This window comes from Collinsella aerofaciens (genome assembly GCF_028206795.1).
GTDB classification, from domain to species: Bacteria; Actinomycetota; Coriobacteriia; order Coriobacteriales; family Coriobacteriaceae; genus Collinsella; species Collinsella aerofaciens_AX.
The window spans coordinates 73,185-83,968 of the sequence record NZ_JAQLFJ010000011.1 but is presented as its reverse complement, the minus strand read 5'-3'; the positions used below and the strand labels follow the sequence as shown (position 1 = coordinate 83,968).

General features: G+C 56.8%; 7 protein-coding genes and 1 pseudogene. 2 read left to right on the top strand and 6 right to left on the bottom strand.

From position 1 onward, the window contains the following. Positions 1 to 270 precede the first annotated feature (270 nt). The 6 genes from PMX70_RS08250 to PMX70_RS08225 all read right to left on the bottom strand — a co-directional run bounded on the left by PMX70_RS08250 (position 271) and on the right by PMX70_RS08225 (position 8,332). Positions 271 to 1,284 (bottom strand): Abi family protein, encoded by a 1,014-nt coding sequence (locus PMX70_RS08250; protein ID WP_271743338.1) that lies wholly within the window; start codon positions 1,282 to 1,284, stop codon positions 271 to 273. A gap of 137 nt (positions 1,285 to 1,421) precedes the next feature. Next, on the bottom strand, positions 1,422 to 3,908 hold the full coding sequence (locus PMX70_RS08245; protein ID WP_271743337.1) for a glycosyltransferase family 2 protein: 2,487 nt from the start codon (positions 3,906 to 3,908) through the stop codon (positions 1,422 to 1,424). Then, positions 3,909 to 4,976 carry a glycosyltransferase family 2 protein gene (locus PMX70_RS08240; RefSeq protein ID WP_271743335.1) on the bottom strand — a complete coding sequence of 356 codons (1,068 nt, stop codon included), beginning with the start codon at positions 4,974 to 4,976 and terminating at the stop codon, positions 3,909 to 3,911. Between the two features lie 12 nt (positions 4,977 to 4,988). Further along, positions 4,989 to 6,107 (bottom strand): glycosyltransferase family 2 protein, encoded by a 1,119-nt coding sequence (locus tag PMX70_RS08235; protein WP_158558594.1) that lies wholly within the window; start codon positions 6,105 to 6,107, stop codon positions 4,989 to 4,991. A 74-nt stretch (positions 6,108 to 6,181) separates the two neighbouring features. After that, positions 6,182 to 7,222, bottom strand: a complete 1,041-nt coding sequence (locus PMX70_RS08230) for a glycosyltransferase family 2 protein (RefSeq protein ID WP_117563896.1) — start codon at positions 7,220 to 7,222, stop codon at positions 6,182 to 6,184. A 6-nt stretch (positions 7,223 to 7,228) separates the two neighbouring features. Further along, positions 7,229 to 8,332 (bottom strand): glycosyltransferase, encoded by a 1,104-nt coding sequence (locus PMX70_RS08225; RefSeq protein WP_117772959.1) that lies wholly within the window; start codon positions 8,330 to 8,332, stop codon positions 7,229 to 7,231. A gap of 74 nt (positions 8,333 to 8,406) precedes the next feature. Between PMX70_RS08225 and PMX70_RS08220 the strand changes: the two are divergent. Both PMX70_RS08220 and PMX70_RS08215 read left to right on the top strand, forming a co-directional pair. Next, positions 8,407 to 9,576: pseudogene (locus PMX70_RS08220) on the top strand (acyltransferase family protein). A gap of 170 nt (positions 9,577 to 9,746) precedes the next feature. Continuing rightward, positions 9,747 to 10,769, top strand: coding sequence for a glycosyltransferase (locus PMX70_RS08215; RefSeq protein ID WP_271738844.1), 1,023 nt, complete (start codon positions 9,747 to 9,749; stop codon positions 10,767 to 10,769). The last annotated feature ends 15 nt before the right edge of the window (positions 10,770 to 10,784 follow it).

Below are 10,784 nucleotides of genomic sequence, written 5' to 3'. Positions count from 1 at the left end.
GCTAGAAATCATATGACGGGGCGCGGGCCGTGTTCCGCTATGCGGTTGTCAATTTGCGAAAGAAATTATGCGTCACCCATTTGTTAAGCAACAAGTGCGAGCGGTAGGTATTGATCTACAACCGTTGGGGATTGAAAAAAGCAGTAGCCGAAAACGTAATATCTTCCGATTTGCGCGGCATAAAAAAATAGAGGGCGTCCCATAAAGAGAAGCCCCCTTGCAAAACGGCCGAACCGCTTTTCGAAGTGGGAAATATTTTGCACCAGATGCCTAGGAATCGCAAGAAGGCATATCTTCAGCGTCACAGAAATACCATGCGCCGATCACTTTCGACAAAAACGAGAAGGAGGAAGTTATGACCTCCGCACCTTTATAGTAGTTGATGTTGCGATTTGCCCTAGAAATAAACTTGGAAAGCGATTGTGCTTTGTGCTTAATAACGCCTTTAGAAGACACCTCTTTGTGCAGATATAGCGTTGTGACAATCTGGCGTATTCGCTCATTGCTCATCCTTGCCTTACGCTGATAAGAGCCAATCCCATCTATTTTGCTCAATGCCTTCATAACACCGTTATTTGCCCTTCGGGCATTCTCACCCGAAGCAAGACCATTAAGAATGCAACTATTGTGAGCACACGCGTTGCGGAGATCTTTTGCCACGCGAAGCAAATAAAACCTATCGCGAAGCTCATCATCGTCAAACCGTTTGGCGCAAAACAAAATGAATGAATTAAAGGCGCCAAAGGTAATAACTTCCAGAAAGGCCCAGACAGGCATATTAAAACCACTGTATTTTGCAAGAATGCCTGCAGAATAGGCACTCGACTCACAACGTGAAATCTCTTTTTTGACCCAGTTGGTCACATTCCCCTTGCTATCAAATGTATCCTGCTCGCTTAAATAGTCTTGAACGATTTCGTAACCGTCCTCGGCATGCTGCTCTATCCTGCCCAGCAAGTCAACTTTGCAGAAGTGCTCAATATCAAGAGTGCGCGAAATCATCTCGTTTCGAAGCAACATATCAATAATCGAAAGGTCAACAAGCATCTTGAAATCTAAGTTGACATATTCACCCTTGCGTTTTCCATCAGAAACCTTTGGAAATCCGGTGCGGTACGAGCGCAAGCGAAAGTAATTGTTGTTCTTCGTCAGATACTCGACCGCCTCTGCCTCGCTCATATAGCGGAAACGGACACCCTTGCTCTTAAGATGGGAGACTTGTTCCCAAGGAGTAAGCCAAGGCTTTTGATCGCACATATCTTGTTGACGAATAGGACTATTCATTGCGCTCTCCAGCGTATTTGATGAAATAACAAATCTAATTTTATCCTAACTGTAAATACCTAATAAACAGCCGGACGCTCATGCAAATACATCATGGCACGCCGCCGCCCTATGCTGGATTTCCACATCACCTCGCACTATAGCGAGAAGTACTCGCTCTCGGCAGATAGGTTCGGCCCCAACCATGGATCGCCCGTCAAGAAAAACTCAGGCCAGCGCTGCATGAACAGCGCTTGCTCGCGCTTCCAGCGGCGCAGCTTTTCCTCGTTGGCCTCTTCCCTGCCACGCGAGGTGAACTCGTAGTGATACAGCTCGGCATAGGGCGTATAGATGGTGCGGTAGCCCGCCTCCCATACGCGCAGGCAATAGTCTGCGTCGTTAAAGCCAACGGCGAATTCCTCGTTGTAGCCGCCGACGCGCTCAAATACGTCGCGTCGCACCATCTGGCAGGCACCCGTTACGGCGCTAAAGTTGCCCGGGCGCACAGCGCGGGCAAGATAGCCCTCGCGCTTTGCCGAGAAGTCCTGGTTGGCATGGGCAAGTGCGCCACGCACGCCAACCACAATGCCCGCGTGCTGCACCAGATGATCGGCAAAGTAGAGCTTGGCGCCCACCACGCCCGCATCGGGACGCTGCATATAGCCCATCATCTCTTCGATAAAGTAGGGGCTTATGACCTCGGTGTCGTTGTTCAGCAGCAGAAGGTAATCGCCCTTGGCATGCTCCACGCCAAAATTAATGATCTGAGAGTAATTGAACTCGCCCGGCCAGTACACAACGCGCGCGATGCCCTTGCCTTCAGATGCTGCAGCCACGCGCTCTGGCAGGGTTTCGTAATACGCAAACGTCTCCGGGGCTTCGCTGTTGTTCTCCACCAAGACAATCTCGTAATTGGCATACGTGACTCTCTGGGCGATCGACATTACACAGGCGTCGAGCGTCTCAATGTGATCCTTGGTGGGAATCACAATGCTCACCAGCGGCGCAGGCTCCGGCAGCGCATAGCGCATGCGGTAGACAAACGGCGTCTCGGTCTCCTCGACCGTCCCGTGAACGCCCAACGAATCAAAGTGGCGCTGCAGCGCAAGGCGCCCGGCCTCGATGGCATACGGCTTGCTATCGGCAGAACCATCGGCGGTCGATCCCGGATGCACGCGCCAGTGATACAGCACGTGCGCAACATGTTCAAACCGTGCGCCCGCCGCAAGGCAGCGGAGCGTCAGGTCGTAGTCCTGGGCACCCGCAACATCTTCCGGAGACATGCCAATGCGATCGATAAGTGCCTTCTCCACCATCAGAAAATGCGTCACGCAGTTATGGCTATAGAGCAGGTCGACGTTGAGCCGCGTCTTAAAGACCGGCTGGCCCCACTCCCCCGTTTTCTGGAACATGTCCTCGTCGCAGAACAGGACCTGGGGACGCTCGCCCTCGGCAACCTTGTTCAGCGCGGCAACATAGTGGAATAACGCGTCCGGTTCCAGGATGTCATCGTGGTCCAAGAACGCGATGTAGTCGCCCGTCGCTTGCTCAATACCAGCGTTGGTGTTGAGCACAATGCCGCCGTTGCCGGGAAGCTCGATGCGACGAACGCGCTCGTCATGAGCGCCTGCCGCAAGGGCGGCCACCGCGTCCCATTCGGGCGAGGCGTCCATAAGGAGCAATTCCCAGTTGTCATAGCTCTGGGCTAGCACCGAGTCCAGCAGCTCGCGCAGGTAGACCCGATCAGTCTTGTAGCACGGCACCACAATGCTCACAAGCGGCCTATAGGCAAAGGCCGCCGAAGCGACACGCTGGCACACCAAATCGGCCGGCTTTGCGCGATGTTGCTCAAACCAACGCCGATAAGCTGCGTCGTCTGCACGCGCGTCCTTCATGCGGTTCCAGCTATCGTCGACCATGCCGTTGTACAGGCGACCATCCATAGCGCAAAACCCGTTCTGGATCCGCTCTGTGGGATCGCTCACAATCGCGACAAAATCTCGTATATCCTGAGGCATCTCTACGCTCAGATACGTTTTATTGACACGGCATCCGTTCTGCTGCGGCACATTGACCTGCGATTCGAACACATGCACGGTGACATCGATGGCATTCATATGCGTATCGAAGATCTGGAGCTCAGGTGCGCACTGGGGGTCTCCCGCCCAGGTAACCTCATAGCGCCACACCGCGCCGGCGTCTGCCGGCAAATAGCGAATGGCATCGATCTCGTAGAGGCCGCAGTGTTCGCCACGCTGCGCATCGCGGATAAGCGCACACAGCGCAGGCTTAGCTTTGTAGTTAATCTTGGATTCCAGCTTGGCCACGCGGCTATCGAGGCGAATGGAGCCCAACCTTTGGTCACCGGATGCAAATGTGACGTCAATCGTAGAGCCGTCCAAAAAGGGAAGCACCAAGACGGCGAGCTCGCGCTCGTAATCGGAAACGGAAGGGCAAAGCGCCAGTACACGGCCATGATCGACCGGGAACGCCAGCGACGGCACAGAAGAACCGCTCGTCGTCGCATGGGCAAACGCTTGAGAACCCTCCCGCTCAATAAGCGCGGCGACATCCTGACCGGCAAAACGAAGCAGCACAAACAGACGGCCCTGACTGCGGCAAAGTGCCAAACGCTTGATACTCATCTACACTTCTCGCTTTCCCAGGGCGTTCGCTGCCATGCGCTTGCAGGCACCCAGACACCCAAACCTCAAGACGTCGTAATCGAACATGAGCTTTTTGCACGTGCGGCCACTGGGGGCCTCGCTGGCAAGCGCCGCACGCACCATGGCAGCAACCGAAGGTACGCACTGTGTGAGCGCGGCATCACTGCCCACGGGAGAACCGGCGAGCGCAGCAGCGGCGGCGGCAAACACCTTGCCGCAGCCCATCCCCAACAACCTGAGCGCGTCATACAGTACCAGATCGCACAGGAAATATGCCAGGTCGTCCGCATGCTTGGCATCAAGCCCATCGCGGTGCCAATCATTCAGTACCGCGGAGTATATCTTCACGTGCTCCAACAGGCGCGTCTCGTCGTCATAGCGCATGGTGTCCATGAGCGAGCCCTTGCGCGCCACGCGGTAGTCATACAGCCTGTTCGAGATAAGCGCGGTCTTGCGCGAACGACCGTACACGGCAAAATCGAAGACCTGGTCCTCGCCATACTTGACGGTTTCGTCGAACACGATCCCGTTGCCCAGCAAAAACTCACGCTTGCAAGCGGTGCGCCATGCAAAGGGGCGAGACGCTTCCTTAAACAGCAGGTCGGAGCCATAGCCTTCAAACGACACATCGCGCGGGCTCAGTACATAGTTAAGCCACGGATACCCCGCCTCCAGCGGATACGGATTCGCGCCAAAGGTCAACACGTCGCAATCCTCGCGTTCAAAGGCATCGACGATCACGCGGCATGCATCGGGCGTAAACCGGTCGTCGGAATCCAAAAACGCGACGATAGGCGCCGTGGACGCAGCGATGCCGGCATTACGCGCACTCGACAGGCCCCCGTTTGGCTTATCGACCAGCGTAAAGCGCGCGTCCTTTTCGCAATACGCAGCCGCAATATCGCGCGAACCGTCCGGCGAGCCATCGTTGACCAGCACGCCTTCCCAATCGGGCATGTCCTGCGCAAGCAGGGAGTCCAGGCACCAGGCCAGGCACTCCTCCACGTTATAGATAGGAACGACAACGGAAATCTTGGGGGTAGCCATAGTCAAGTGCTCCTACTGTGCGACCGGAACGTCATCGGGGTGCGGGTTGTCGCCGTAGGCGCGCTGATACGTCAGCACGCGCCAGACCAGCGGCAGGCCGCCGATCTTAAAGTAGTGTTTAAACGTATTGAGCTTGCCCGGCTTCTTAAAATCAAAGCGCGAATCGATATAGGCGCGGGGCGACTTGACCATCAGTCGCAAGTCGGTCTCGCCACGCGGGTCGAAGAGAGACAGGTCAAAGCGACCGGCATCCCAATCGGCCTTGAGCTCGGGAGATGCCTTCTCCCAAAACTGCTCGCGCAATTCATCGACCAGGCGCTCATCATTCCAACGGTACGTATCGACCTTCATGCGCATTAAAATACCCTGAAGCTGAGCCTTAAGCTCGGGGCGTTCATCCAAAAAGCGCTGCATCTCGGTATATTCGTCGCACACGCAAAACACCTTGTTAGGAGAATTAACGGAGCTCTTCTCGTTATCTTGGCGATAGCACAAAATGGGGTCCGCGATAAACGCAGCACGCTCGGCGCATGCCCAGACCTTAAAGTTAAAACCCGCATCCTGATACGAAGCACCTGGCGTGGGAAGAAACCGAATCTGATTGTCGTTGAGGAACTCGCGCCGGTAGATAGCCGACCAAATGGAAGGTTTGCGGTAGAAGATGCCCGGGCGATCGACGGGGCGATACGCGGCGCCCGTCATATGCTCGTCGATGATCCCAAACAGCTCACGCCGCTCGCTGGGCGTGGACCAATACAGGTAAAAGTCGCCCTTTACCACATCGGCATGCTCGGCATCGGCCTTGGCGACCAGCTTTTGGAGTGAATCCTCAAACATAAAGTCGTCGGACTCAAGGATGCCCACGTACTCGCCGCGCGCCATCTCCAGGCCGCGGTTCATCGAGTCGCCGTAGCCGCTGTTGGCCTTGTCGATCATCTTTACACGGGGGTCGCGCTCCATGTACTCGCGGATGATATCTGGCGAGCTATCGGTGGAGCCGTCGTTGATGCAGATGATCTCGATGTCCTTGAGCGTCTGCGCCACGGCGGAATCGAGGCACTCACGCAGGTAGCGCTCAACATTGCAGATGGGAACAAGAAGCGAAACTTTAGGGGTATCAGAGTTCTGCAAGAGAACCTCCTGTTGAATAGCGTGTAACAGGGTTATTTTAGCAGCCGAGTTGCGGCGGGCGGCAGCGCTTGGAATTAGATAAAACGCTCCAGGCAGGCTTTGAGACCGCGAGTCGAAAGATAGAACAGCGCGGCATCTGCCATCGAAACGCCCGAGGTCGCCGCAACGAGCTTGTGGGCAACACGGCGAACGGCGCCCTTAGCAGGCATATCCGCCCACTCCGTTCCCAAAAACGTCGTGAGGTCCATGTTGACGCGAGCCGCCACGCGATGGAAGTCATCGGCATCCAAGCGCGCCAGGTCGAACACAATGAGGTCCAGGAACCAGGTGATCAGCTCGCCGGGGCACAGGTCCAAAAGACCGTAGGCCGCCCAGCCCTCCAAGACCTCCTCGAGCATTCTCATGTGGGCGTCAAGCTTTTTGGCGCGAGCCTCGGCACTGTTGAACTCGTGCGTCGCCGATTCGCTCTCCATCACGTAGTGGTAGAACTTGTCCGGCATGACGACGGTCTTGCGGGCAAGCGCATAAGCCGCAAATTGGAAGACGACGTCCTCGCCCAAAGCCAAACCGGGGGCGAAGCGAATGCCTTCGCGATTGAGCAGCTCGCGCGAAAAAGCCACGCGGCAGGCATAGGGCTGCGCATTCGAATGGAACAGAAGTTGGGGATCACGGGCGTCGAAGGTACCGGCTTTGGGGCTCATGAGTTGATGGACGCGTTTGGGGGCAGCATCGGCTGGTTCACAGACGCCGCCAAAAACGGCGGCCTCGGCATCTGCAGACTCCATGGCATGCAGTACGCGCTCGACCGTCTGGGCATCGATATAATCGTCGGCGTCCACAAAAAAGACGGTCTCGCCCTCGGCGGCATCGATACCGGCATTTCGAGCACACGAGACACCCGCATTTTCCTGGTCAATCACCAGTACGCGATCGTCGGCCTGCGCGACCTGGCGCAACACGTTCAACGAATCATCAGTCGAACCGTCGTTGACGCAGACAACCTGAATCGAGCGTTCGGACTGAGCCAACAGCGAATCGAGGCATCGCTGAATGGAGCGCGCAGAGTTGTAAACGGGGACGACAATGGTCGCTTTGGGGGTCAAAGTCTCTCCCATGTCGACCTACCCCCTCAGCGATTCGATGAGGAAGGCAGCAACCACGCCTGGGCCTCCAACCGAGGCGTAATACTTAGCACGCCCCAAGGCACCATCCGTCGCAAAACTCGGATGCTCGTCAACCCAGCCCTCAGGATCTTTGAGGATGGCAGCGAGATTTGCGCGCTTCCACGGCTTGAGGTCGTCAAGCGAAAACTCCCCCGCGTCCAAGGCCGCTTGGAACTCCTTGGCCATCTGAACCAGGAACTCCTTATAGAACTTAGGCGCCAAGCGCACGTAGTTCCACATATACGAATCGTACTTAATGAGTTGGTTGAACTTGAGCATGCGCGCGACGTCATCACTTGCGTGGTCGCGGGCATAATCCTCTCGAATCCAACGCTCAATCTCGGCATACTCGGTATTGACGCAAAAGACCTTAGCCGAAGAATTGACCGAGGAATTCTCGTTGTCCTGGCGATACGACAACACGGCATCATGCAGGTAAATAGCCTTTTCGGCACACGCGATCACCTTAAAGGCAAATGACGTGTCCTGAAAGGATGCCCCCGGAGTCGGCAGGAACTTGATACCGTTGCGCTCAAGAAAATCACGACGGTACACGGCCGACCAAATCGACGGTTTTTGCTTAAAGAACTGCGTCGTATTGCTGGGATGCACCGGTTTGCCACAATCCCTTGCCTTAAACATCTCGTGCAGCGAACGACGCTCCTCGGGCTTAGACCAGTAGAAATCAAAGTTCGCCTTCGCAAAGTCGGCATTATTGCTATCGGCGGCCGAGACAAGCTTTTCGAGTGCGTCGGGCGCCATAAAGTCATCGGACTCCAAGATGCCAACGTACTTGCCACGCGCCATCTCCAGACCGTGGTTCATCGAGTCGCCGTAGCCGCTGTTGGCCTTGTCGATCATCTTGACGCGCCCATCGCGCTCCATATACTCGCGGATAATCGCCGGCGAGTTGTCGGTCGACCCGTCGTTAATGCAGATGATCTCAATATCCTTGAGCGTCTGCGCCAGGGCGGAATCGAGACACTCGCGCAGGTAGCGCTGAACATTGTAAATGGGAATAAGCAGCGACAGAACAGGGCTGCCAGAGGCGTTAGTAGACAAATGTGCTCCTTAGGAAATACCTGTCGTTTCATGGTATCAAAGGGTCAGCGCGCCAGCGGGCGTTTATATAATCTATGGAGCTCACAGAGGAGAAACCGATACGAAAGGACGTCATGCAGCCCAAAGCCGCACGCAACATACCCATCGAAGCGCTGCGCTTAATCGCGGTCGCCGGTATCGCGGTGTTCCACACCTTTCAGTGGACCTTCCAGGCAACCTGTGCCGGCTTGCCGGAATACGTGCCGCTTGCCGCCTTCCCCCATTCCGGCGTGCTCGGTTTTATTAACTTGCTGGGCTGCTGGGCCAACGAGGTCTTCTTTATGATCTCGGGCTATTTTCTCATCGCTTCTGCCGCGCGTGCTTGGGACGGTGGGGCAACGTGGAAGTCGCAAATGCAGCGAACGGCGCAGCGCCTAGGCAAGGTCGTTATGCCCACTGCGTTTTATTGCGTCGTGGCGCTCGCGTGGTCCACGGTCGTCTCCCCCATTCCCGATGTTACCCTCAACACGCACTACTGATACACGCTAGGCCTTGAGTTTATCTGGGTCTATGCCGCCACGGTCTTCATGGCGCCATGGTTTGGACTGGCTAAGTGTCGACTCTCCCAGAAGAGCTACACGACGACGGTCATCGCCGTTGGCATCCTCGCATTTGTTGTTAACGGGTATTTGGCCGCCATGAGTGCGACAAGCGCCGGCGAGTTTTCTTGGCTCCAGAAACTCATGAGCGCTGCCACGTACGTAATCGCGTTTTTGATCGGCGGGCTGCTCCGCGACGTTACCGATGCCGTGGATTCGGACAGGGCGGGCGCCTTGGGCATGCGGTCGCTCGCAGCGGTTTTGGCGCTCGCCACCATCCTGGAAGGAGCACTCTCCTTCACCGGCAACCTCACGGCGATGGCAGCCCTCTCCTACAAATCGACCTCGCTGATCTCGTTTGCCCTCGCTGCCGCCTCCTTGCTCTTTGCGGCAACCCGACGCAGTGCCTCAGGCAATCCGCGGACTGCGGGTGTCATCGTCACCTTATCGACCGCCACGCTCGGTTTCTATGTGATGCAGTCGCTCACCAGTAGCCTGTGGCGTCCCGTCTCCAATACGTTGCTCGCAAACATGCTGGCCAGCCAAAACAGCCCGGCAGCTATATGTATCATCACGGGTACCGTCATTAGCATCGTCTTTGCTCTGGCGCTCCTCATCATCGATGCAGCTAGAAGCCTTATCGTTCGCAAGCTCAAGCGGCAATAGACACGCTGCCGTCAGACGTCAAAGCCGCTACACCCGTGGCAGGTTCCTGCGTTTTATTCAAAGCTTGCCGTCAAGGTGCGCCGAGCCTTTACAATAGGACAGTCCCAAGGACGTATTCGATAGCTTCCGCGCAGCGCTCGCCCGCCGCGCGTGAAAGGATATATTGCCCCATGCCTTCAACCCTTCCCACTCCCATCGATAAGCTCGCCATCGTTGTCGTTACGTACAAGCGCCAGGAACTCCTGGCCAACCTGTTCGACTCCATGACCGAGCTCACGGCAACGCCCTGGCGCATCGTGATTGTCGATAACGAGAATTCGCGCGAGACCGAGGCCATGTGCACCGCATTCAACGAGCGCCTGGCCAGCCTGTGGGGCATCGACACCGAGCAGCCCGACGCGCAGGGCGGCACCGACCGTGTCATCTACGCGCCGCAACTCGAAAACGGCGGCGGCGCGGGCGGCTTCTCCGCCGGCACCAAATGCGCCTACGACCTAGGCGTCCAGTGGTTCTGGGTGATGGACGACGACGTGCTCGTCATTCCCGAGGGCATCGAGCGCCTTGCCAAGTGGACCGACCGCTACGACGTCATCCAGGGCTCACGCCTAGACTTCGACGGTGGCGCGTTCTTTTGGCAGTACCAGCTGATCCTTTCGCTTGGTATCCCCAATCCCATCGCCAAGTGGGACTTGGGCCCCGAGGGCTATCGTCCTATGAACCAGTTGTGCTTTGAGGGCGGCCTGTTCTCGCGTCGCGTTGTCGACAAGATCGGCCTGCCCGACGCGCGCTTCTTCATCTATGGCGACGACGCCTGCTACGGCTATGTCGCCAGCCAGCACTTCCCCGCCGCCGTGGTCGCCGACGTGGTGCTCAAGCGCGCCCGCGCCGTCTCCAACTGGGACATCGCCGGCAAGCGCCAACTCAACTCCACGAGCGACACCAACCGCTACTACATCATGCGCAACCGCGGTTATCTGGCACGCTACATGCAGATCTACGGCGACTACCACCCAGTGCTGTTCCGTCTGGGCAACGCCGCGACCTTCTGCAAGGAATTCATTCGCCTGGCCGCCGTTGACAAGTGCTTTAAGACCGGCATTCCGGCGCTGCGCCGCGGCATGAAGGACGCCCGCAAGATCATCAAGGACCCCAACTGGAAGCCCATGCCGCCCATGAAGGACGCAGAACAGTAAAGGGCTTTCGCCCGC

Bases quoted from the DNA above. Each gene is read 5' to 3' on its own strand.
- PMX70_RS08250 (WP_271743338.1), bottom strand. From the start codon at position 1,284: ATGAATAGTCCTATTCGTCAACAAGATATGTGCGATCAAAAGCCTTGG.
- PMX70_RS08245 (WP_271743337.1), bottom strand. From the start codon at position 3,908: ATGAGTATCAAGCGTTTGGCACTTTGCCGCAGTCAGGGCCGTCTGTTT.
- PMX70_RS08240 (WP_271743335.1), bottom strand. From the start codon at position 4,976: ATGGCTACCCCCAAGATTTCCGTTGTCGTTCCTATCTATAACGTGGAG.
- PMX70_RS08230 (WP_117563896.1), bottom strand. From the start codon at position 7,222: ATGGGAGAGACTTTGACCCCCAAAGCGACCATTGTCGTCCCCGTTTAC.
- PMX70_RS08215 (WP_271738844.1), top strand. From the start codon at position 9,747: ATGCCTTCAACCCTTCCCACTCCCATCGATAAGCTCGCCATCGTTGTC.